The sequence below is a fragment of the Desulfonatronum sp. SC1 genome (genome assembly GCF_003046795.1).
GTDB lineage: Bacteria > Desulfobacterota > Desulfovibrionia > Desulfovibrionales > Desulfonatronaceae > Desulfonatronum.
Genome location: NZ_PZKN01000046.1, coordinates 1 through 22,341, shown reverse-complemented (window position 1 = coordinate 22,341; position 22,341 = coordinate 1). Strand labels below are relative to the sequence as shown.

Here is a 22,341-nt window from a genome sequence, read left to right as displayed (position 1 = left end):
GGCGGGGGCTTTGGGGCGATTTCGCCTACACGGTTTCTGCCCGTGACCACCAAGGACAAGGTGCTTCTGTTCCGGATGCTGGCCACGCTGGTCAAGTCCGAGGTCACGGTGACCCAGGCCATCCGCATTCTGCACGACCAGACCGACCGGATGAACGTCAAGGCCGTGCTGGCCGAGGTTCTGTCCAGGGTCGAGGGCGGCTCGCCGCTTTCCGATGCCCTGGCCCACCATCCGCGTGTGTTTTCGCCGATGATGGTGAATCTGGTCCGGGCCGGAGAGATGGGGGGCATCCTGGATACCGTCTTCCAGCGCATTGCCGACTATATTGAACGCCGGTCCAACTTGCGCAAAAAGCTGATGATGTCCTTCTTTTATCCGGGCATCGTGCTCGTTGTGGGCGTTGGCGTGGTGGTGTTCATGGTACTGTTCGTGATTCCCCGGTTCATGGGGCTGATTCAGGGCAAACTGCCGCCCGTGACCCAGTTCTTGATGGATACCACGGCTTTTTTGCAGGACAACGGGCTGAACATGCTTATGGGGCTGGGGGCCGGAATCGGGGCCTTGGCCGTGATGCACGCCGTGCCCCTGACTCGATACTATCTGGATCGGTACAAGGTCTATCTGCCCGTGGTCGGCCCGATCATCCGCCTGGGCGTGGTGGTCTCTTTTTCCCGAACCTTCAGCCTGCTTCTGGAGAGCCGGATACCCATGGTGGAAGCCCTGCGGGCCACCAGCGCGACCATCTCGAACACGGCCGTGAACGCGTTCCTGGACAGGACCGTGGATCGGGTCATGGCCGGAGAGCCGCTTTCCGTCACCCTCAAGGACGGCTGGGCCTTCACGCCCATCACCATGTCCCTGGCCAATATCGGGGAGCATTCCGGACTGATGAGCGAGTCCATGCTCACCGTGGCCGAGGTGCATGAAAAGCTGCTGGAGGATAAGATCGCCCGAATGAGCGCCATGGTCGAACCGGCCCTGATCCTGACCCTGGGCGGCGTGGTGGGCGTGGTGGTCTACGGGCTGATTTCCGGGATGCTGGCCATGTATGCCGGGTCGGTGTGAGGGAAGGGGGAGAGATAGGGCTGAGGGCTGAAACCTGAGACCTGAAGGAACCCACCCCTGGCCCCTCCCAGGAGGGGAATGGTCCGCGGTACCCTGCGGATTCAGGCCTTCACTCAACTTGCGCATTTCCGACGCTATCCGGCGAAGAACCAAGAACCAAGAACAACGAACATTACATAAGGAGTTCATATGTCGATTCTACGCAACACGTTATCGAGATTGCTTTTCATTATTTTTATCTTCGCTATATTAGTCGGATGCCAGGAAGTGGAGGTTGCGCATCGGACGGGAGGCGGGGTGAAAGCGGGGGATAAAGTCTCCCCGGAACGGATGGATGACTCGTTTTTATTGGCCTACGCGCGACGGATGGGCGAGGCCAAGGAACACGCCGGACGGGTCACGCCCGAATATGTGCTGGAGCATGTTCAAAATATGGAATCGCTGATCCGCGAGGCCCATGACCAGGGTTTCACGGTGTTGGCGGAATTCCGGCAGGCCGTGCATCAGTTTCAGGCCGAACTGCTGATGCGTACGATGCAGCCGGATCTGATCGCCGAAATACCGAGGGAGAGCATCACGGACGAGGATGTCAGGACCTTTTATGAGGAAAACATCGGGATGTACGGCTTGCCGGACATCTATGCGGCAACCGTGTTCCACACCTTGGATGAAGGCGAGGCCGGACTCCTGGGAGCCGCGGACGGTCGCGCTGCCCTGGACGCGGAGGCTGACGTCCTGCCGGGCGTGGAAGTGCTGACCCTGGACCCGATGCCGTTGGAACGTTTTCCGGGCGTATGGGCGCAGACCCTTCTCTCTCTGGAAACCGGAGAATGCGGCCCGGTGGTGATGCACGAGGATCGCTTCGCGGTGCTGTGCCTGGAAGAGGCGCGTACGAACCGGACCCAGGACTTCGAACACCGCAAGGAATACATCCGCAACGACGTCCTCTACTCACGCTATCGCCAGGCTTGGCGCGAAGCCTACGAACACCTGCGCGAAAAGCACGGCGTCGAGATCGACCCGGAAGCGGCGGAGCGGTTCAGAGAAAGGATGGAAGAGGAAAGAGAGGGCTGAGGGGGGAAGGGATGTTGTTCTGTTCTTTGCTCTTCGTTCTTCGTTGCAAAGCCAACCCACCCCTGGCCCCTCCCAGGAGGGGAATGCTTCGCGCTAGATCGGGTGGGCAGGCCTTGGCTCGGTTTCCGGCGACGAACGAAGAACAATGAACAAAATAACGTTTCCCCGTTCCTCGTTCTTTGTTCTTGGATATTTGGATTCACGGTTTTCCGTCTGAACGACGAACGAAGAACGACGAACCAAAACACGGAGGTCCCATGACTGAAAAAGCAAACGTAATTCTTTCTAATCGCAAAACACGTATCTGGCTGATTCTTGCCTTGGTGGTGGCAATTTGGGTGGGGGGCGTCGGGCAAGCTTGGGGGCACAGCACCGAAGGCCTTGTGCGGGTGATGTTGGACAAGGCAAAGCCGACGTACGACGACTTTGCCTTTTTCATCGAACCTTACGTGAATCAGGAGAAGTACAAGGGCGTTCATGAGCCGTACAGGGGACGGTTCTACGCCATGGATGACGTGATGGAGCTGCGCCTTATGGGCCGGGAAGCCGAGGCCACATTTGAGGTCCTGGACATGCGCGGCAATGAGCGGTTTTTGGACACAATGCGCTTCGTGCGCGGTGATGACGGCTTCTGGCGGTTCATGGGCGCGGAGGGCGGCCCTCGGGAGGTGTTCACCTATATTCCGGAATGGGAGCACATCCTGAAGACCAAGGTTCAGCCCGGGGGCATGGTCGGCCTGCCGGTGATGCTGGCGCTGTTGATCTGGTTGCGTCTGCGTCGGAAGAAAGGGCCGAAGCAGCCTGCCGAGCCGATTGAACCGGCGTAGGGTGGAATCAGTGGCGTCACTCCAATACATCATAAGGAGATCTGAACATGACCCATGAACAACTGGATTCGTTTCGTCGCAGCCTGGAAGAACTCCTGGCTGAAACCACGGCCAACGTGGACCGGATCAACAGCGCCATCCGGGATGTCGTTCCATCCTGCGCGGATGACAATGATCGGGCCACTCTGGAGGCCGAAAGGCGAATGTTGCTCCTGCAGGCGGATCGGGAACGCCGCCTGAAACGCGAGATCCTCTTGGCTTTTCACCGCATGGACCTCGGAGACTACGGATCCTGCGAATCCTGCGGCGAGGCCATCGACATGCGCCGCCTTGATGTTCACCCCGCTGCCAGGATGTGCGTGCAATGCATGCGGGAAATCGAACGGGGCATGGAAGTGGACTGGGCTCGGGCAGGGGCAAGCTACGGCAGAGTATGGGGGTGAGGGGAAGGGAGAGGTCTCAGCCCTCTTTTACTTCACGGATGGGGCAGCGGGGTTTTGAGGAGGGTGGCGGCGGGATTCGTGGCTGTTTCTTCCGAGGTTTGCTCGGTGGAGCCGATGGCGGGGAGGAAGGAGGATTGGAGGCGGTGGTTGGTGACAGCGGGGAGGACGGCTTGGACGTGTTCGGGAAGGACCATGGTTTGGCCTTCCAGGAAGGCCCAGGCCTGGGCTCCGTGGAGCAGGGCGCGTCCGGCCCGGGGGGAGAGGCCGGTCTGGAAGGTCGCTGATCGGCGCGAAGTCAGGAGCAGGGCTTGGACATAGTCCAGAAGGGCGTCGGAGACATGGACATCCAGGACGGCTTGTTGCAGTTCCAGCAACCGTTCCGGCCGAAGCACGGCCGGGGCTGCGCGCAGGGCTTCGCGGGTATCGCCGATGCGCAGGAGCTCCCGCTCCGTGGCCGCGTCCGGGTAGCCCAGGCTGATGCGCATCAGGAAGCGGTCCAGTTGGGACTCGGGCAAGGGGTAGGTGCCGATCTGGTGCAGCGGGTTCTGAGTGGCGATGACGAAAAACGGCTGGGGCAAGGCCCTGGTCCGGCCGTCCATGGTCACCTGGCCCTCTTCCATGGCTTCCAGCAGGGCGCTTTGGGTTTTGGGCGTGGCCCGGTTGATCTCATCGGCCAGGATGACCTGGGAAAAGATCGGTCCTGGGTGGAAGCTGAAGGTCTGCTCCTTGCGGTCGTAGACCGAGACGCCGAGGATGTCCGCGGGCAGGAGGTCACTGGTGAACTGGATGCGCTGCATGTCCAGCCCCAGGACCCGGGCCATGGCCTCGGCCAGCGTGGTTTTGCCCACCCCGGGAATGTCCTCGATCAGCAAATGCCCCTTGGCCAGTAGACAGGCCAGGGCCAGCCTGATTTCGCGCTCCTTGCCCAGCAGATGGCGGCTGATGCCCTGAGCCACCGGCTTAAGTTCCTGATGCAAACGTTCTCCTTTGTCTAAATCGGCCAGCGGGCCGCGATGGGCATGCGCCAGCCGGAGCCGAAGGCCACGTCGGTGATCTTCAGGCCGGGCGCGGCCTGGCGGCGTTTGAATTCCGCGTTCTTGATCAGCCCGACCACCCGGTGGACGTCCTCCGGGGCGAAGCCTTCGCGGATGATTTCCTCGCTGGAGCGGTGCAGTTGAACCACGCGTTCCAGGATGGCGTCCAGGACGTCGTATTCCGGCAGGCTGTCCTGGTCGGTCTGGTTCGGGCGCAGCTCCGCCGTGGGTGGGCGGGTCAGGATGCGCTCCGGGATCACGGGGCCGCGACGGTTGTTCAGCCAGCGAGACGTGGCGTAGACCAGGGTCTTGGGCACGTCGGCGATGACCGCCAGGCCCCCGGCCATGTCCCCGTACATGGTGCAGTAGCCCACGGCCAGTTCGGACTTGTTCCCCGTGGTCAGCAGCATGGCCCGGTACTTGTTGGACAGGGCCATCAGCAGGTTCCCCCGGATCCGGGCCTGGATGTTCTCCTCGGTCACGTCCGCCTCGTACCCGGCGAAGGCCTGTTCCAGGGCGTGGTCGAAGCCCCGCATCAGGTCCATGATAGGCAGGGTGAGGTGGTTGATGCCGAGGTTGGCGGCCAGGGTCACGGCGTCGTCGATGCTGGCCCGGCTGGTGTAGGGCGAGGGCAAGAGCACGGCCAGGACGTTTTCCCGCCCCAGGGCCTCGGCGGCAATGGCCGCGGTCAGGGCCGAGTCGATCCCGCCGGACAGGCCCAGCAGGGCCTTGCTGAAGCCGATCTTGTGGAGGTAGTCCCGAACGCCCAGGACCAGGGCGTTCCAGATTTCCTCTTCCCGGGAGCCATCGCCAGTTGACGCCGCCATGGCGGCGGGTGCCGTCGGTCCCAGATCCCTGGCAACGGTAACCGCCAGACGGTCGGCTCGCCGAGGCGCGGCACCGACCGTCCCCATTTCAATGTTTACCACCACCAGGTCTTCGGCAAAGGCCGCGGCAGCGGCGATTTGCCCGCCTTTGGAGTCGAAGGCGCAGCCGCGTCCGTCGAAGATCAGGTCGTCATTGCCGCCCACTTGGTTGACGTAGACCAGGGGCAGGCGGTGCTTGGCGGCCATCTCCCCCAGCATGCGCAGTCGGAAGCAGTGTTTGTCCAGGTGGAACGGAGACGCGGAAAGGTTGACGATGCAGTGGACGCGCTGCTCGGCCAGCCGCTGCACCGGGTCCGCCCGGTAGCGCCGCGACGTCCAGAAGTCCTTGTCGTTCCAGATGTCCTCGCAGATGGTCACTCCGATCCGCCATTCATCCAACTCGAACCAGCCCGGGGCGTCGAAGGGCTCGAAATAGCGGTCCTCGTCAAAGACATCGTACGTGGGCAGGAGGGTCTTGTGGAAGACGCCTTGGATTTCGCCGCCGCGCAGCAGGGCCGCGCAGTTCCAGAGCGGGCGGCCCTGGCCGGAGGCGTTGGGCTCGGCCAGCCCCACAAGCGTCGGCGGAGCGTCGTCCAAATCCCGGCCCAGGGCGCGGAGCACGGCCCAACTGGTTTCGATGAATCCCTTGTTCAGCAGCAGGTCCCGGGGCGGGTAGCCCAGCAGGGACAGTTCCGAGGTGACGCACAGGGCCGCGTTTTGCCGGGCCGCGGTGCGGACGGCGTCGGCGATTTTACGGGCGTTTCCGTCCAGGTCGCCGACGGTGTAGTTGTTTTGAAGCAGGGCGATGCGCATGGGGGTGGTGGGTTCAGAGGTTCACGGTTCAGGGTTCACGGTTGTCGGGCGTGGGCTCGCGCAAGTGCTCCACCACCTGTTCGGTCAGGTCGTCCATGATTTCGCCGTGATCGAAGTCGGCCAGATGGAGCAGGGCGTGGGTCAGCAGGCGGATGAAGTGGTCTCGCGGGTCCTGGCCGTAGAGGAAGGCCTCCCGGAGCACCGCGTCCGCGCTGATGACGATGGAGCCGCGGACCGCGTTCGGATCAGGCTCGGAGGTCGGGGGCGATTCCGCCGGAAAGCTGAGCACATTGGTCGGGCCCGCTCCGCCCAGGTGCCTTTGGTGCAGGTCCATGATTCCCCTATCCGAAGTAATCCGCACTTCCAATACTGGTTGGCCGAAAGTGCCGGAATGATCTCCGGGAGGGTCCGCGACGTCCAGAATCCGGGTCACGATATCCCGTAGCGCCGAGCGGCTCAACGGGAGAACCGGATGGCGCAGGGTCTCGGGGTCCCGCAACAGGCTCAGTTCAACGGGCCGGGGCGGGGCGGGGCGGGGGCGTTTTCGCCTGTTCGGACTTGGACGAAGTCGGGGCGGCATGGATTCCGGGCTTGGGGTAGTCGATGCGTTGGTGGAAAATTCCGGTCAGGATGCGTTGAAAGGTTTCGCTGAGGATGTTCAGGTCTTTCAGGCTGAGGTCCGATTCGTCCAACTGACCTTCGTTGAACACGGTGCGCACCTGGTTCTGGATATGGTTGCGCACCCGGCTGGGCGTGGGGTCGACCAGGGTTCGGCTGGAAGCCTCGATGGCGTCGGCCAAGAGAATAATCCCGGCTTCCTTGCTCTGCGGCTTGGGGCCCGGATACCGGAAATCGTCCTCCCGGACGCACTCTGTCCCCTTTTCTTCGCACATTTTGAGCGCTTTCTGGTAAAAATAGACGATCAGGCGCGTTCCGTGGTGTTGCTGGATCAGGTCCGTGATTTCCGTGCCCAGCTTGTGTTCCGCGGCCAGCTCCGCGCCTTTTTTGACGTGGGAGATCAGGATCAGGGCGCTCATGGACGGGGCCAGCTTGTCATGCCGGTTTTCGCAGCCGAACTGGTTCTCGATGAAGTAGTGCGGATTTTTGATCTTGCCGATGTCGTGGTACAGGGCAGCGACCTTGGCCAGCAAAGGATTGCCGCCTACGGCCTTGGCTCCGGCCTCGGCCATGTTGGCCACGATCAGGCAGTGGTGGTAGGTCCCTGGAGCGTTGACCATCAGGGACTGGAGCAAGGGTTGTTCCAGGCTCATCATTTCCAACAGCTTGAACCGCGAAGTGTAGCCGAACAGATATTCCACCACAGGGCTGAAGGCCAGAAGCAATAGGACGGACAGCATTGCTCCGGCGGCACTGAACGCCGCGCCGGCGGCAAACCAGGAGAAGCTTTGGAAGTCCAGAAGGTTCAGGGCGGCCCAAGTTCCGAGGAGCAGACCGAGCAGGGGCAGCCCCGCACGCAGGATGTCCGTCCTGGTCTGGGCGCCGCGCAGAAGCATGGCGCAGCCCACCGTGCCCACGAGGTAGAACATGAACACGTCGAACCCGGCATGAAGCATCTGGGTGCAGAGAAAGGCCAGCAGGGCTCCGGAAAAAATACAGATCAACAAAGGAAAGAACAGGGCCAGCACCCCGGCGGCCCCGGCTACGGGCAGGCTGTACACGAAGATGTCCGGGGTCATGGTCAACAGTTCCCGGCTCAGGGGAAAGCGGTACAGGGCCACGAACTTGGCCATGGCCGCGAAGGTGAGCATCACCGAGGCCAGCAACAGAGCGTCCTTGGTGGTCAGCAGTCTGCCGGGAGGAGCCGCGGCGTTGAAAATGCCCAGGCTGAAGATCAGGGAGATGATCAATACCCCGCTGAAGCTGTCCCAGTCGTACCCACCGTCCCGGGCGGCGAAAAAAGCCTGCATTTTTTGCTGCTGTTCCGCGGTGACCCGCTCGGCCTTGCGGACGATGATCTCGCCCTTCTTGATCTGGTAGAATACAGGTTCCACGGCCTGCACCGCGCTGGTCAACCGGGCCTGGGTCGCTTCCTGATTCAGGGTCAGGTTGGGTCGCAGAAGGGGGGCCAACAGCTCTTCCACGGCGCGACGCGTGGTTACCGGCAGGTTCAGGTTGACCCGCAGGTGCAGGTCCAGGGCGCGCATCACGCCGTCCAGGTCCGGAAAATCAGCGGAGCTGAGGTGCAGTTGTTCGTTGTCCGTGGCCAGATCCCGGACGATCATTCCCGAGGTGATGTCCGAGGCGAACCGGCGGTCGGCCAGAACGCCTTTCTGGTAGGTATTCTCCAGCCACGGCAGTCCTTCCAGAACCACCATGTTCTGGAAGGACTGCCTGTTCCATTCGGCCCACATCCCGGCGGGAATACGGATGTTCAGCTCCTCGGCCACCAAGTTCTGGACCTGGGGCGTGGTTTCCGGCGTGGCCGAGGCGATCACGTCCAGCAGGCTGACGATTCTGCGGGCCATTTGAGCAAAGGGCATCTGGGCCAGGTCGAAGATCGGCGGCTGGCTTTGGGCTACCATTTCCCGGCGAGCGCGGGTGGATTCCTGGTCCTCAATGAGCAGGTCCCGTGGCGCGGTGACGTCGTGGCCGGCGATCTCCCCCTCGACGAAAATCCTTCCTCCGGGCTCGATGCTCAGCCCGGAGAGGACGGCCACCAGCACCATACCGCCCATGAACACCAGCAGGCCGCTGAACCGGCTTTCCGGCTGCGCTCCTCCCTGCTTGGGAGAAAGGGAAGCCCCGGATTTAGAACTAGGCTTTTTGGAGGGTGTCTTGGCGTGTGAATCGATCATAGGCATGGACGATCCGGCCCACCAGCGGGTGCCTGATCACGTCTTCCTCATGAAAATGGATGAATTCGAGCCCCGCGACCCCGGACAGCACCTTTTCGGCCTGGATCAGTCCGGACCGGGCGTGCACGGGCAGGTCGATCTGGGTGACGTCCCCGGTGACCACGGCCTTGGAGCCGAAGCCCAGCCTGGTCAGGAACATCTTCATCTGTTCCTGGGTCGTGTTCTGGGCTTCGTCCAGGATGATGAACGCATCGTTGAGCGTACGCCCGCGCATGAAGGCCAGTGGAGCGATTTCAATCACCCCGGTTTCCACCATTTCCTGAACCTTGCGAAATTCCAGCATGTCGTGCAGGGCGTCGTACAAGGGGCGCAGATAGGGGTTGACCTTCTCCATCAAGTCTCCGGGCAAAAATCCGAGCTTTTCTCCGGCCTCAACGGCCGGCCTGGTCAACACCAAACGCTTGACCTCCTTCTTGGTCAGGGCCGCCACGGCCATGGCCACGGCCAGGTAGGTCTTGCCCGTGCCTGCCGGGCCGATGCCGAAAACCAGATCCTTGCCGCGAATGGCCTGCAGGTAGCTGCGTTGACTGACGGTCCGGGGCGTGATGGTGCGCTTGGGGGAGACGGCGTAGACCACGTCCTTGAACACGGTCTTGATGTCGGCCTGGGGGTCGCTGCACAGGATGCGCCAGGCATGGTCCACATCCTGGGCCTGGATGGACGTATTGGCCCGTTGCAGGCCGTGCAGTTGCACGAGGCAGTTGGCGGCCTGGTCCACCGCCTGCTGGTCCTCGCCGCGCAGCACGGCCACGGAACCGCGACTGTCCGCCGTGATACCGCTCAATTCCGCGAGCTGGCGCAAATGGGCGTTGTGCGGTCCGAACAGTTTTTGGGCCTCGGCGGCGCTTTGAAATTCCAAGGTGCGTTCAACAGTCATTTTTGAGTCATCTTTGGGGAACATTTTTTGGGCTCATCCCCCGATAGCGGACATGATTTTGCGGCATACCGAACGCTCCCGCCCCTGGGCGGCCAGGAGTTCGTGGCCCATGGGTTTGACCCTGCCGGCCCGGATGATCACTTGGCGCAGATGCTCCCGTCCCAGCTTGGGAGAACGGAGGATGGGGCGCAGACGATATTCCTTGTCTGAAAAGAGACAGGTGCGCAACCGTCCGTCAGGGGTAATCCGCAGGCGGTTGCACTGGCCGCAGAAATGGGAACTCAAGGGGGAAATCACGCCGATGCGCCCCTTGCCGTCAGCCAGGGAAAACATCCTGGCTGGGCCTTTGCGCTTATCCCGCCCGCCCACGGGCACGAGGCGAGCGATGGTGCCAGCCTCACGCAGGATTTCCGCGGCCGTCCAGAGCTGATCCGGAGTCCAGATGGTTTGCTCGCCCATGGGCATGAACTCAATGAACCGCAAATCCAAGGGCAGCCGTTCCGCCAGCCGAACGAAGTCGGGCAACTCGTCGTCGTTGACGCCCTTGAGGGCCACGACGTTGATCTTGACCCGCAGGCCGTGCTCCAGGCACTGATCGATGGCTCCGCGGACCTGAAGAAAAAAGTCCCGTCCGGTGATGCGCTGGAACTTTTGTCGATTCAGGGTGTCCAGAGAGATGTTCAATCCCTGGACCCCGATTTCCTTGAGCGCCGGGATCTTGCCGGACAAGAGCGTGGCGTTGGTGGTCAGGCGCATGTCCAGATGCGGATGATGCTGAAGGATCTGCTCCAGAAAGTTTAGGAAATTCTTGCGGATGAAGGGCTCGCCCCCGGTCAGGCGGACTTTGGAAATATTCAGCTCCGAGGCCACGGCGATCAATTCCAGACTCTCCTCGTAACTGAGCATCTGGTCGTGGGGCAGCATTTTCAGGCCCGCGCAGGACGAGCGGCAGTACAGGCAGCGCAGGTTGCAGCGATCGGTGATGCTCAGTCGCAGATAATTGATGCTTCGGCCATGCTGGTCGGTCATGGTTTCGGGGAGCATGGGGTCGAGGCCTGGGAGAAGGCTCGGGTCGGGGTGCTTGGGAAGCGTCATGGTGGGCGTTTGGGAAGGCAGCGTTTGGAAAAAGAGTGAAGGGAAATATAAGGCTGTTTGACTCTATGTCTACGCCGTGATTCGCAGCCTGGTTTCCAGTTCCGGCTCCAGCGACACGCTCAGGGTGCGCAGGACCCGGTCCACGACGGCCATGCCCGGCGTTCCCTTGACCGGGCGCACGTATTTGACCTGGGCACAGATGATCGTGGCCCGTGCGGCCCCGGAGAAGTGGCTGGCCAGTCCGGCTAGGCAGGCGGCTTCCTCCATGGTTCGCTCCGGGACGTCCCGTCCAGGCGAGTCCCGCTTCAGGATCAGATGCGCTCCGGGACCGTCCGCCGCGTGAAACCAGTAGTCGAACGGGCTGGCCGCCTTGGTCAGGAGGTGGTGATTGGCCTTTTGGTTCTTGCCGCGCAAGAGGACAAAGCCGTCGCTACTCAAAAAGCGATGCAGGGGCAAGGTCCCTTTGTCGTTGAGGCGACTTCGGGCTTTCGGAGTCAGTTGATGATGATCCGAAGACGGCGTGGTTCGTGCTCCCATTTGTCCGGCAGTATCCGGATTCGGATTTGATTGGATATGGTCACGCCGTGTCTGCACATGAGCCAACCCACGCCGCCCTTTCTCGGCCAACCGAAACCAGCGCTGCATGTTCTCCAGAATGGTCAGGCTTTTGTCCAAAGTCAGGTCAACGTTTGCGCCTTTCGGATCTGTCAGCGTCAGCCGTTCGACCTTGGAATGGGGAGTGAGCTGCTTCATCGGAAGCTGGTAGAGGTGATAACGAATCAATTCGGCTTGGTCCGCGAGACGAACGTACTCATTCAGTCGGCGCTCATCCGCGTCCAGATTGCGACGTAGCCGCGCAATGCGTTTGAGTTCTCGGGGGGCGGGGGCGGCTGTGCCGTTCGAGGCTTGATCCGGGAAGAAAATCTCCTCGGCCTGGAGATGCGAGGCCTGAAAGGCCGATGATTTGGTCTGTTCGTCGCGTCCCTGGCGCAGGGACGCAGGAAGAGGCCACGAGAGGACCCACGGTCGGGCCGTACTTGAGGACTTGCCGCCTTGGGGAGCGCTGTATACGAAATAGGTATCGGGCGTGTCGCCGGATCGGAGGGCGTTCAGCAGGGAGCGTCCTTGGTCTTCGGGCAGGGCGTGAACAGTGCGGCGCAACAGGGGGGAGACGTGGGGATGGGTTTGCCAGATTTGGTCGTCGTCGCGGATTTGTTCCCAGGTCGGCCAGGATACGGCTCCCGAGGCGTCGTCCGATTCCGTCGTCGGCCATGAGTCAATATCGAGAGGCTCCGGCTCCGGCTGGTCGGACAAATATACGCCTTTTTGGGCGTCCAGAACGAGCCATGCCTGCTGTTCATGGCGGCCCAGGCCAAGTGTCAGACGGCGCCGAACCCAGTCCGCCCGGCAACGCAGAATTCGAAGGCCTTGAACGTGCTTGCGCAAACGCATCACCTGGGCAGCGGGGGTGGCCGGGTTTTCCGGCGCATGGGGAGAGAGGGTCAGGGCGGCGTCCGCTGGGTGATGGGAGAAGAGCAAAAAGCGGGGATGGTCTCCGGGCTGGAGCCGAAAGGACCACCAGCCAGGACGAGGAGAGTAAATCCGCTCCAGACGTCTGCCCAGCAGCATGGGCCGGATTTCCTCGACCAGACCGCGAAAAAGGAGCGCCTCCATCTAATCGCCGCGCAACTGCTCCTGTTCTTCCCTGGCGCTTTTGCATTTGATGCACAAGGTGGTCACCGGCCTGGCCTTGAGCCGCTCGATGCTGATTTCTTCGTCGCAGTCCTCGCAGAGGCCGTAGGTTCCGTTTTGAATTCGGCCCAGGGCCTCCTGGATTTTGGGAATCAGCTTCCGTTCCCGGTCTCGCAGGCGCAGCATGAAGGAACGGTCGGTTTCCATGGTCGCCCTGTCAGCGGGATCGGCATAGACTTCGCGGTGGTCGGTCATGTCGTCCAACGTATCGGAACCGCGCTGGTTGATGTCCTGGATATTGTCCTTGAGCATTTTTTCGAAAAAATCCAAATCCTTCTGGTCCATGGTCCCTCCGTAATGATGAAAGCCGATTGCGGGGTGCGCTGAGTGGATATGTACTGATGCGGTGTTGCGACTGCCAAGCACGAAACAAGGGAATGTTTCGGAAGCCGTCTGTAATCCCACCGCTGTCCTCGGCGAAAACAGGTACTATAGGAATGTCGACGGGCAAAGGCAATACGCGGGACGCATCGTTGATGTTCGCGCGGGGATAAGTTTTGAAAAACAAAGGAGCAATCCCGGCCCCGGCATGGGGATTACGGGACTGCTCCCAAAAACGGAAAACGAGATTCCAGAAGCCGCCGTCACTCAACCTGCTGAATGCCCTCCAGCAGCCAGACGCCTTGTCCGTCCGAAGGTCGGCTGAAATGCCAGATTTCCTGAATTTGAGACGGCTGAGCCGAGCTGGAGTCTTCCCGAAGCAGGACGTCGAACAGGACGCTGCAAACCGTGTCGTCGCCCTCTTCCCGGACTTCGAGCAAGGAGGCGTCCACCTGAAGCAACTCGGTTTGTCCCAGCATGGGCGCGGAGGCCTGCTGACGCTTGATTTCCGCGAAGACCTCACGGGTCGTGAAGTTGCGGATGTCGTCGATGTCGCGGTTGTTCCAGGACTGCTGCAAGCGGGAGTAGGCCGCCTTGGCTCCGGAGATGAATTCGTCCACGTCAAAACCTTCGGGAATCGAAACTCCGGAGGATGGAGTCCCCGTAGGCTCCGCGTTCAGGGCGTCCCAGGCGCTTTTTTCCCCAGATGCACTGGAAGGCGAATTGGAAGGAGAACTGGAGGGCGCGGAGGGTGAACTCCTGTGCAGAACCAGCTCAGGTCGGTCTCCAGCACCGCCATGCGGTGGACCCTGGCCCGCCATCGGACCGGCACCGGCGGGCTGGGCGACCAGGCGACGGGAGCGGACAAAGCGGTAGATGAGAAAGAGGATCACGCCGATGACCAGGATGTCGATGAAATTGATCCCGGAAAAGGCGTCCAGGCCTCCGAAGAGCAAAGAGCCAATCAGCCCGCCCAGGAGCATCCCACCCAACATCCCGCCGAGCATGCCGCCCATGCCGGATCGCGCCGGAGTCTGCTGGGCGGACTGCCGCCCTTGCTGCGTGGACTGCTGCCCCTGTTGGGTGCTTTGTTGACCGGACTGCTGCGTTTGTTGTTGCTGCTGGGTTTGGCGTTGCTGAGGCTGGGCCGGTTGCTGCGCGGGGCGTTGGATGCCGGGCCGCGAACCAAACGACCGCCCTCCGCCCATCCTCTGGGCCTCAGCGATTTCCGTTAGAATAAAGCCGCCAATGGCGAACAGGCAAACCAGGGAACCAAGAAAAACCGTAAATCGTGACACGTCGTACCTCCCGAAAAATTTTCGGAACCTTAATGCACGGGGCGGTGGTGTCAAGTTTGGCGGTTAGTGCCTGGATCTCGGTCGATAGGGAATTTGGCGCTGAAGCGGTCTTTGGTCAGGATGTCGTGCGCCCTCATCCTTGGGGTGAACAGGGTGGAGGCGGTCGTCCCAGCCGATCAAGGAAGATGTTTCGCAAGCTCTCAGAGGGGCACCTCCGTTTTGCCTGTGAAATCCAGCCTCATGATGGCTGCAAAACGTCTTGGCTCATGGGCTGAAGAAAAAGAAGTCCGGCGTGGATAATGGAACCACGCCGGACGATGTTTCGATTATTGATTGAAATAGAACCGAAAAAAGAAAAAACTAGAAGGCAATGCAGACTGTGTAAACGTTATCTTCATTGTACGCGGTTGCTGCTGCACCAGGATTGGTATTCGCGCCAGCAGCGCCCAAAGTGGATCGGACACTTCCGGAATCGGGCCTGCCGTCGTCGAGTTGGTTGTCGATATTAACGGCAGCTTGCCCTGGGACTTGACTTAAACAGAGGGAACGCGAGTTCATGTTATTTAGCCGTGTGGTGAGGGTGGCGACTCCCATCAGGCCTCCAAAGGCGTTTTGCGGGCGGAAAGCTTCGGACGGATCTCCGGTGATAAAACCGGCGGCACGGAGGTGCTGCCAGAAAGTCAAGTTCTCGCCAGTTGTAGTGAAGGGATTTCCAGTTGCTGTGCCGATAATCCCATTGCCATTTCCTGGCGTAGTGCTACTCCAGGCTGTTCCACGAGCAGGGGCGGCATTTCGATCATCGCCGGGCAAGGCGCTATAGCGATCGTTGTACGCATATACAGCCGCTGTGACGCCCTGGATGTTGTTGATTGCATTTTTGACCCGGCTGTTTGTAATCATTTCTTGACCCTTGAGGATGCCGCCCAGCAGGAGCCCGATGATTACAAGGACAATGGCGATTTCCACCAGGGTGAAGCCGGATTGACTGTGTTTGGATTGCAACATTGATGTACCCTCCTGAAGAAAAAGTTGAAAAAAGTGTTAAGACGCTAAAAATATTGATGTTAAATCTTGTCTTGAATAAAAATGGCAACTACTCAGCATTATCATTGCATGGTCACACTCCTGTACTGGCTTTCGGCTTTCACCGGAGTGACGTCTCGTAGCACGTCGTTATTTTGTCGGTCATACCGGGGAAGGCCGACGCGTGAACGCTATCCAGTCCGATTTTTCCTCTGATGATTTGAGTTGTTACGGTTTTTTTTAATACGTGGCCAGGGGCTGCATTATTACTTGGAGTGTGTCGAAAAAAGTTACATGGAAGACTATGCAAATGTTCTTTTAATTGGCTGAAATTGTTTTTGTTTTTGACTCGAAAGAGGGCAGGCCACTCTGGCTGCTTGGTTTCCTGGCCGAGGTGTTGTCCAGTGACGGTGTGGGAAGCAAAAAAAGTGCCATAGGGTGTTGTTGGATAGTCTACATTTGTGGGCACGAGTCGTGTCGGTCATGGCAAGCGTCCGGCCTCGATCAAAGCTCGTTTCAGTTGAAAACTGCCGATCCAGGTGACCAGATCGTCGAAATCGCTACTACTCAAGGCCTGACCCACGAAAGTATCATTAGTCTCCGGGCGGTTTTCCCGTTCACTGGGATCATCGGGCATACCGGGAAGTAGGGGTACTTGCGCGCCGCTGGGCAGGTAGGCGTAAATTTGGTTGCGACCATGGGAGATGATCACCGCGACTGCTTCTTCCGCCATGGGGTCTCCAGCGTCGTTCACTATAGTGATGGTTCCGTTTGTGGCGAGGGCAATAGCGTTCCCAGTAAACTCACGCGTTACCCGATAAGAAAAGCGTCCACCCCAGGGGTCGGTCTCCTTCACGCCAAGAGTGGCCCAGGGGATGACGCCGTAAGATCTCGCGATGCTGCATTGGGTGTTGCATGGATTAGCTGTTCCTCGACCGTCCGTGCCGTCGCTCCCCGTGGGCACTGCCGCGCAGGGTAGGCAACTATGCACCTGGGCATAGCCGATCAGGGCGTTGGTGATTTCCTCCATCTGTTTTCTGACCTTGGCGGTGTTGGCCCGTTCCGAGAGGGTGCTGAAGGCAGCGATTCCTCCGCCGATAGCCAGCCCCATGATCAGCAGGACTATGGCCATTTCAACCAGGGTGAAACCGCGTTGGGTGTTCATCATGCCATATTTCCCCATTTGCATTGGCAGTTTTAAGAAAAGGTTTGCTTATTCATCGTTTTCGTATGCTGAAGGTAGAAGACTAAGGTAGAAAACTAATTGAGGTCAGCCTGCCTGATCCAAATAAGCCGCTCATGGGAAGAATCCTCGGCGGTAAATTGCACGAAATTAGGTCCACCTAGTGAGTTTATTTGGCTGAAATACTGATCTGAACTAGCACTAGGACTACGGTTTTGGTGAGGTAAGGCACTGCCTGGAGCAAGGATTACGGCAACCACATCATTTTCGATGGTAGCTCCATTGCTATTCCTGACGGTGAATAGACCAGATATCGTGGTGCAATCAGGTGGGTCTAGGCGTAATGGAGGTGCTAGTGAAAACCAAAACCTCTCCTCTTCAGGGAATAGAAGATGCTTAGGAAAAGCTAATACTGGACGCCAGCGCTGTATACCTGGAGGGAATGGTATGCTTTCGCTTCCGTCACAGGCCACCAATATCCTCCCCAGCAGCGTATCGCGAGCCTCCACGAGCGCTTTCCTGGTCTGCACCTCCCGGTTCAGTTGCCCAAGCTTGCCCAGCACCGGAGGCAGGATCATGGCCGCGGCTATGGCCATGATGATTAGGGCCATCAGGAGCAGGGCCGCGCCGGATTGGTTGGAGCGTGGGCCGGGGGTGGGGTTGGGCATGTGGTTGATTTCGCGCATGATGATTTTGTCCTGATTCGGGCCAAGGGATTTGCTGGAAGCGATCTACTGAAAAATGCTCCTCAACCTTGTGACATCTTCATCCAAGGGAAAGGCCCTGGCCAGGTCGTCATGGATCTGGCGGGCTTCCCGCTGTTTGTCCTGGCCCATGAGCGCCAGGACAAGGTTCATCCGGGTGGTCTTGTCCCTGGGGTTGCGGGCCAGGGATTCGCGGAAAATGGTTTCAGCCCGGTCAAAATCTCCGGCCTTCAGGGCATCGTAGCCCCGCAGGCGCAGGGCGTGCATGCTCTGGGGGCCCAGACGCTGTTCCATTGCATCGGCCAGTTCCAGGGTGGACTGTTCAAGATGCACTGTCTGGCGCTCCAGGGCCAGGAGTTCGTTGTTTCTGTGGGTCTGGGCCAAGAAATGGCTTTGCAGTTCTTGGTCCAGGGTGGCCTGGCCCAAACTGTTCGGTTCCTGAACAGGCGGCGTCGATACGGGGGCCGTGGGCGCGGCCCTGACCTCCGGGAGGGGCGGGCTCGAGGTCGTGCGTGGCGGTCCAGAGCGGGGACCGGTCATGGGAATGATGCGCGGAACAGGCCGGACCTCGGATATCACTACCTCGGGCTGCTGCCGGACATCCTCGTCGAGATGCCGGGAGTCGTGCTCCTCGTCGTCATCGTACGTCGTCTCCCCCCAGGACTGCTGGTATGGATCGGTATATCTGTCTTCATGGAACACCGTGTCCACTACCACCCGCTCGTTGATCATTCCCGCGATCCGCTGCATCTCGGTCTGCAGCAAGTACACGGCCCCCCAGAGAAAAATCACGACAATAAGGGCATACAGGGCAAAACGCTTGATCACCCGGCGCTGATTGAGGTCCGCGCCTGCCGGATTGAAAAACCGGGCTTTGCTTTTGCGCTCCTGTCCCTGATTGCCCGCTTGCTTCAGGCTTTTATAGATCATGCTCATGGGCCACGGCCTTGGATTATTCCACCACGCGAATGCGCATGACCACCACCAATTCCCGGGTCTGCTCCACGTCGGCGCGGTTTTTGAAAAGCCAGCCCAGTCCGGGCACGGAGCCGACAAGCGGAGCCTGACGGTCCTCCTTGCGGCTGGACTTGTAGATCATGCCTCCCAGGATGATCATGTCGTCGTGACGTACGCGGACGTTGGTGCTCACGTTGCGTACTTCCACACGGGGCATGGTCAGCCGGATGTCCTCACCAATGGGGGTTTCCTTGGAAAGGTCGATTTCGCTGAAGATGGGGAAGATGCTCAAATCAACGACCCCGTCGTCGTCGATATACGGGACGACACCGAGCATCACTCCCTCAAAGGCCGTGGCTGTTTCCGTGGTATAACTCGTCACAGGCGTGGTGGTGCCCGCCCCCTCCACTTCGCGAGTGATGTCTCTGAGGTAACGCTCGCTGCGGCCGGTAACCACCAGGGCCGCGTGGCCGTGCCGGGTGCGGATGTGCGGGTTGGACAGGCTTTTCACTCCGCCGAAGGTTTCCAGGGCGTTCAATGTGGCGGACAAGGTGCGTCCGCCTCCGGAAAAACTGAGCGTGGCCAACCCGGAACCGGGATCAGGCTGGGAGGCTGGATCAGGGACGATGCCCAAGCCGTAACGCCAGACTTCACCGCCCGACAGGCGGTGCTGCACGAAGTTCCAGTCAATGCCCAACTGGAAACCGTCGCTGAGGGTGACTTCCATGAGTTGGGCGTCGATGATCACCTGGCGGGACATTTTTGTCTTCAAATGAGATATCATGCCTGCCACGGCCCGCATCTTCCTCGGCGTGGTGCGCACGAACAGGGTTCCGGCGTTAGGGTCCAGGGTGAAGTGCCCTGGAAAGGCGGTTCCCTCGCTCTCTCCTCCCGCCGAGGCTGAATCCGAGGTGCTGCTTCTTTCCTCCAGGATGTCCGCGACGTTTTGCAGGATATCCTCATAAATGGAGGTTGCGGCCGTCAGTTGGGAGCGCAGTTCAAAGGATCCCTGCATCCCGGCGATGCCTTCGGCGCTGCCGAAGATGTCGCCGCCGGCGTCCAGGGTGTACTCGGCCTTGGTGTCCAGGAAACCCAGGTTGAAGACCCTCTCCTGGAAGCGGCGCACCGCGAGGACGTTGTCCTCCACTTCCCAGGACAGGTCGTAGGCGGCCAGCAGCCTGCCGATGACAATTGAGGAAGGCGTGCTTTCGAAGCTGATGGTGATCCGATGATCCAGGTCGATGTCCGGGTCGATGATCAGGTTCAATCCGGCGTTGCGGGCCACCACGTAAAGGATGTTGTGCAGGGTTTCGTTCTGTACGGCGATGGACACGGGCACTTCGTCCAGGGGGTTGAACACCGGAACAAAAGGTTCCATGGCCAGGGGCGGCCGCCCGGCCCTGCGCTCCAGGTTTTCCAGCCCGCGCTCCCTGCTCTCCAGGAAATCGCGCTGTTCTTGGGCGATCTGCTCGTTCAGGTCCGCGTAGCCGAGGTTGCTTTGCAGGCGGTCTTCCCGAGGAGCGTAACAGCCCACAATCACTGTGAAGATAAGGCTCACAGCACATATTGTGAAAATATGCCGTCCGGATTTCATGCTTTTTTGCCTTGGTTTTGAAGAGGAGGGAATTGCTCTCCTGTTGAGTGCGAAAAATCGCCTGGACCATGCCTCACGGCGCTTCCTCCTGGACCGTCTCGGGCATGCCTGGTTGGGGAGCGACACTGTATGCCGACAAAGCTTCCAGGGCCGCGGCCCTCATTGCGGGGCGTATCAATTCCACGCGACTGGGCGGCGTCCAGGGCACTCGCTCAGTCCTGGCGCTTATGCCGCCCACCGCGCTACGGGACGGGGGCCACTCCAGAACCACCCCATGCTGATCAATGCGGCGAACGATGCGTCCGTCTTGCAGCACATTGCCTTCCCGCAAGGCTCGCCCGTCCAGCACGGCGAAGCGTTGATCGGTGAGCAGGAGCAGGCTCAAGATGGGCGGCTCGAATCGCCTGTCCTCGGTCATTGAATTCTGCTCATCTGGGACAACTACCTCGGGGGGCAGGAACAAAGCCCTGTCCAGTTCGGTCAGCAGCACCTGGTTTTCAGGCAGCCGTTCCAGGGACTCCAGCAGGGGAGGAATGCGTTTCCTGAGTTCCGTGGGCGGAAACTCCACTCTGTCAATCGTTGCTTCAGGCAGGGAAGGGTACGTGGAAAAACGCATGCCGCTTCGAACCTCATAGGCCCACCATCCGACCAGACACAAAGTCAGCAGCAGGATTAAGAATTGTCCGACAATTCTGTTCTTCCTGGCAATACGCATTATCAGCCCCTGATGATCGGCCATTCAAGGTGGAGGATAAAGCCGATCTGGTTAAGGTCGATGAGCAGGTTCTGGTCGGTCAAAGCGAAGCCCATATGTTTCATCCTGGCGATATAGGCGTCAAAGACCTCGTGAGCTCTGCCAATAGGCTCGTTCAACGTGCCTTCCAGCCGGACCAGGACCAAGTCCGACTCATAGCGCAGTTCCATGTCATGCATGTAGAGGTTGGGAGGTTTTGCTTCAGCCAGCATGTTCCACATTTTGCCCATGGTCGGCGCCAGAGTGGCCTGCTCCACCGCCTCGGCAATGAACAGGAAGTTTTGTGCATCGAGACTGCCTAACTGGACTTCCATGGCGTGCAGCGTTTCCAGCTCACGGTACAGGGCGGACTCCAACTGGCCCATGTTGGCTCGGAGTTGCTCTGGAGCGGGCTTGTACAGAAAGGAGCCCACGAGAAATGCAAGTGTCAGCAGGATGCCCGCGGCCAGGAGCCAATTTACGGCCGTGTCCAGAGGCTTGAGATACAGTTCCTCCCTGGGCCCCACGGAAGTTTGCACGGGAATGCGGTGAGCCAGATCGGGCAAGGCGGACCAGGCGGCCTGTTCGCCTTGTTTCAGTTGGACAACGGGCCAGGGAGAGACCGGGACCCGGGTCGTCGGGAGATGGATGTCCAGGCTGTCGCAGAGGGTTTCGATCCAGTCAAGTTGCTTGATTTGCACTCCCAGGTTGCCCTGTATCTCCGTCAAATCCTGGTCCATGGCCTGGATGGTTTCAGTCAGGGACTGCTCATCTTGTCCGAACAGAATGTAGCGCCTGACCAGCATGACCTCATCGCGTTTTCCAACCATCAGGAAAAATGACGTTGCCATGCGCAATGCCAGGGCGTGGGTCTGTTTGGTCGGCATGGTCCGCAACAGGCCAGAGAGCAGGCCTACGGGATCATACAACACAAAGCCGAGGGGATGATCCTGGTATGCCGTGGCAAGGCCCATATATTTCTGGCGGGGAAAAATACTGTACAGGACAACGCTCTGCGTGGATTCGATTTTGCGCACGTCATGCACGAAAAGTTTCCCTTCCGTGGTCAGTTCTCCCTTGTCCTCTAACTCCTTGCGGATCAGGATCGCGGCATATTTTGGGTCGCCGGTGATGTTCTGCAGGCCGAAGGATTGATCCAGATCGGCCAAATACACTGAATGGTCCGGGCAGTTGGTAATGGTTGCGAGTTCGGCGACCGAGTCATTGCGGATCATGGCCAGGGTTGGGCCTTGCTCCAGGACCACGGTGTTGGAGGTCGCGTGGATGACCGTGAAATTCAGGGGCACGGGGAGAAAGTCCGGCTCTTGTGGGTCTTCGTCTTCAAAGTGGGCGGAGGAAGGGGACGGGGTGGTTTCGTACTCCTGCGCGGATGCTTCCATGTCCAGGTGCAGACTTTCATCGTTCACGTCCTGCTCTGCCAAGATCACGGTATCGGGGGGCGCCAGGGAAGACGTGTCATGAGAAAAATCCGAGTCAGCCTGCAGTGGATTGAGTTGCACGGATTGACCCAATTCTCTTTCCAGGTCATCCCAGATAAGAGATTTATCGTCGAAATCTGTCTGCTCAATTTTGTCTTTGTTATCGTCTTCGGTCACAGTGAGTTCCTTGACAGTCCGTTGAAAAACTCCCAATTGCCGCGTCGCTGCAAAAAGTTCAAACAGGACTTTAACCGCATCGCGCCAAATCCAGCCTTTTCCGCAATAATTTCTGCATGTTAACCTGGCCCTTTGCGTAAGACCCTACTGATATCTCTGCTTTTTTGTCAAAAAAACGTTTAATTTTATA

The 22,341-nt window shown here is 59.6% G+C and carries 20 protein-coding genes; 4 read left to right on the top strand and 16 right to left on the bottom strand.

All coding sequences use genetic code 11. The annotated features are described in order from the left end of the window. The 4 genes from C6366_RS17370 to C6366_RS17355 all read left to right on the top strand — a co-directional run. The coding region (locus C6366_RS17370; protein ID WP_146164907.1) for a type II secretion system F family protein at positions 1 to 1,065 on the top strand (1,065 nt) is incomplete at its 5' end. A 297-nt stretch (positions 1,066 to 1,362) separates the two neighbouring features. Then, positions 1,363 to 2,139 (top strand): peptidyl-prolyl cis-trans isomerase, encoded by a 777-nt coding sequence (locus C6366_RS17365; protein WP_158269847.1) that lies wholly within the window; start codon positions 1,363 to 1,365, stop codon positions 2,137 to 2,139. A gap of 257 nt (positions 2,140 to 2,396) precedes the next feature. Next, entirely contained in the window at positions 2,397 to 2,966 is a 570-nt protein-coding gene (locus C6366_RS17360) for a hypothetical protein (protein WP_107740261.1), read from the top strand. A gap of 47 nt (positions 2,967 to 3,013) precedes the next feature. Continuing rightward, positions 3,014 to 3,409: a TraR/DksA C4-type zinc finger protein gene (locus C6366_RS17355; RefSeq protein ID WP_107740259.1), complete on the top strand. Its 396-nt coding sequence runs from the start codon at positions 3,014 to 3,016 to the stop codon at positions 3,407 to 3,409. Between the two features lie 32 nt (positions 3,410 to 3,441). On the opposite strand, the gene C6366_RS17350 is transcribed toward C6366_RS17355, so the two are convergent. From C6366_RS17350 to C6366_RS17280, 16 genes are all read right to left on the bottom strand, one after another. Then, positions 3,442 to 4,386 carry a MoxR family ATPase gene (locus C6366_RS17350; protein WP_107740257.1) on the bottom strand — a complete coding sequence of 315 codons (945 nt, stop codon included), beginning with the start codon at positions 4,384 to 4,386 and terminating at the stop codon, positions 3,442 to 3,444. 14 nt (positions 4,387 to 4,400) lie between these two features. Continuing rightward, the gene (locus tag C6366_RS17345; RefSeq protein ID WP_107740255.1) at positions 4,401 to 6,122 is read right to left on the bottom strand and encodes an NAD+ synthase; all 1,722 of its coding nucleotides are present in this window, start codon (positions 6,120 to 6,122) and stop codon (positions 4,401 to 4,403) included. Positions 6,123 to 6,150: 28 nt separating this feature from the next. Then, on the bottom strand, positions 6,151 to 6,621 hold the full coding sequence (ybeY, locus tag C6366_RS17340) for an rRNA maturation RNase YbeY (RefSeq protein ID WP_233248558.1): 471 nt from the start codon (positions 6,619 to 6,621) through the stop codon (positions 6,151 to 6,153). Between the two features lie 10 nt (positions 6,622 to 6,631). Next, positions 6,632 to 8,944 carry an HD family phosphohydrolase gene (locus tag C6366_RS17335; RefSeq protein WP_107740251.1) on the bottom strand — a complete coding sequence of 771 codons (2,313 nt, stop codon included), beginning with the start codon at positions 8,942 to 8,944 and terminating at the stop codon, positions 6,632 to 6,634. Beyond that, positions 8,898 to 9,875 (bottom strand): PhoH family protein, encoded by a 978-nt coding sequence (locus tag C6366_RS17330; protein ID WP_107740269.1) that lies wholly within the window; start codon positions 9,873 to 9,875, stop codon positions 8,898 to 8,900. Before C6366_RS17330 ends, C6366_RS17335 begins: the two co-directional genes overlap by 47 nt. 33 nt (positions 9,876 to 9,908) lie before the next feature. Beyond that, positions 9,909 to 10,919: a GTP 3',8-cyclase MoaA gene (moaA, locus tag C6366_RS17325; protein WP_233248557.1), complete on the bottom strand. Its 1,011-nt coding sequence runs from the start codon at positions 10,917 to 10,919 to the stop codon at positions 9,909 to 9,911. A gap of 120 nt (positions 10,920 to 11,039) precedes the next feature. Then, positions 11,040 to 12,644: an NFACT RNA binding domain-containing protein gene (locus tag C6366_RS17320; RefSeq protein ID WP_107740249.1), complete on the bottom strand. Its 1,605-nt coding sequence runs from the start codon at positions 12,642 to 12,644 to the stop codon at positions 11,040 to 11,042. Further along, positions 12,645 to 13,007 carry an RNA polymerase-binding protein DksA gene (dksA, locus tag C6366_RS17315; protein ID WP_107740247.1) on the bottom strand — a complete coding sequence of 121 codons (363 nt, stop codon included), beginning with the start codon at positions 13,005 to 13,007 and terminating at the stop codon, positions 12,645 to 12,647. It abuts the gene before it with no gap. 299 nt (positions 13,008 to 13,306) lie between these two features. Then, on the bottom strand, positions 13,307 to 14,341 hold the full coding sequence (locus C6366_RS17310; protein ID WP_107740245.1) for a Tim44 domain-containing protein: 1,035 nt from the start codon (positions 14,339 to 14,341) through the stop codon (positions 13,307 to 13,309). A 360-nt stretch (positions 14,342 to 14,701) separates the two neighbouring features. Then, positions 14,702 to 15,346 (bottom strand): prepilin-type N-terminal cleavage/methylation domain-containing protein, encoded by a 645-nt coding sequence (locus tag C6366_RS17305; RefSeq protein WP_107740243.1) that lies wholly within the window; start codon positions 15,344 to 15,346, stop codon positions 14,702 to 14,704. Between the two features lie 499 nt (positions 15,347 to 15,845). Beyond that, on the bottom strand, positions 15,846 to 16,532 hold the full coding sequence (locus tag C6366_RS17300) for a type II secretion system protein (RefSeq protein WP_158269846.1): 687 nt from the start codon (positions 16,530 to 16,532) through the stop codon (positions 15,846 to 15,848). A gap of 92 nt (positions 16,533 to 16,624) precedes the next feature. Further along, the gene (locus tag C6366_RS19395) at positions 16,625 to 17,233 is read right to left on the bottom strand and encodes a hypothetical protein (protein WP_146164906.1); all 609 of its coding nucleotides are present in this window, start codon (positions 17,231 to 17,233) and stop codon (positions 16,625 to 16,627) included. A 45-nt stretch (positions 17,234 to 17,278) separates the two neighbouring features. Beyond that, the gene (locus tag C6366_RS17295; protein ID WP_146164905.1) at positions 17,279 to 18,187 is read right to left on the bottom strand and encodes a tetratricopeptide repeat protein; all 909 of its coding nucleotides are present in this window, start codon (positions 18,185 to 18,187) and stop codon (positions 17,279 to 17,281) included. Positions 18,188 to 18,203: 16 nt separating this feature from the next. Next, entirely contained in the window at positions 18,204 to 19,766 is a 1,563-nt protein-coding gene (locus C6366_RS17290) for a hypothetical protein (RefSeq protein WP_158269845.1), read from the bottom strand. A 109-nt stretch (positions 19,767 to 19,875) separates the two neighbouring features. Next, a complete protein-coding gene (locus tag C6366_RS17285; protein WP_107740235.1) occupies positions 19,876 to 20,517 on the bottom strand; it encodes a hypothetical protein in 642 nt (213 codons plus the stop codon). 2 nt (positions 20,518 to 20,519) lie between these two features. Continuing rightward, positions 20,520 to 22,151 (bottom strand): hypothetical protein, encoded by a 1,632-nt coding sequence (locus C6366_RS17280; protein ID WP_107740233.1) that lies wholly within the window; start codon positions 22,149 to 22,151, stop codon positions 20,520 to 20,522. Positions 22,152 to 22,341 lie beyond the last annotated feature (190 nt).

Excerpts from the sequence above, each read along its gene's own strand:
- C6366_RS17360 (WP_107740261.1), top strand. The coding sequence starts at position 2,397 with ATGACTGAAAAAGCAAACGTAATTCTTTCTAATCGCAAAACACGTATC.
- C6366_RS17355 (WP_107740259.1), top strand. The coding sequence starts at position 3,014 with ATGACCCATGAACAACTGGATTCGTTTCGTCGCAGCCTGGAAGAACTC.
- C6366_RS17345 (WP_107740255.1), bottom strand. The coding sequence starts at position 6,122 with ATGCGCATCGCCCTGCTTCAAAACAACTACACCGTCGGCGACCTGGAC.
- C6366_RS17335 (WP_107740251.1), bottom strand. The coding sequence starts at position 8,944 with ATGCCTATGATCGATTCACACGCCAAGACACCCTCCAAAAAGCCTAGT.
- C6366_RS17330 (WP_107740269.1), bottom strand. The coding sequence starts at position 9,875 with ATGACTGTTGAACGCACCTTGGAATTTCAAAGCGCCGCCGAGGCCCAA.
- moaA (WP_233248557.1), bottom strand. The coding sequence starts at position 10,919 with ATGCTCCCCGAAACCATGACCGACCAGCATGGCCGAAGCATCAATTAT.
- C6366_RS17320 (WP_107740249.1), bottom strand. The coding sequence starts at position 12,644 with ATGGAGGCGCTCCTTTTTCGCGGTCTGGTCGAGGAAATCCGGCCCATG.
- dksA (WP_107740247.1), bottom strand. The coding sequence starts at position 13,007 with ATGGACCAGAAGGATTTGGATTTTTTCGAAAAAATGCTCAAGGACAAT.
- C6366_RS17305 (WP_107740243.1), bottom strand. The coding sequence starts at position 15,346 with ATGTTGCAATCCAAACACAGTCAATCCGGCTTCACCCTGGTGGAAATC.
- C6366_RS17300 (WP_158269846.1), bottom strand. The coding sequence starts at position 16,532 with ATGATGAACACCCAACGCGGTTTCACCCTGGTTGAAATGGCCATAGTC.
- C6366_RS19395 (WP_146164906.1), bottom strand. The coding sequence starts at position 17,233 with ATGCGCGAAATCAACCACATGCCCAACCCCACCCCCGGCCCACGCTCC.
- C6366_RS17295 (WP_146164905.1), bottom strand. The coding sequence starts at position 18,187 with ATGAGCATGATCTATAAAAGCCTGAAGCAAGCGGGCAATCAGGGACAG.
- C6366_RS17285 (WP_107740235.1), bottom strand. The coding sequence starts at position 20,517 with ATGCGTATTGCCAGGAAGAACAGAATTGTCGGACAATTCTTAATCCTG.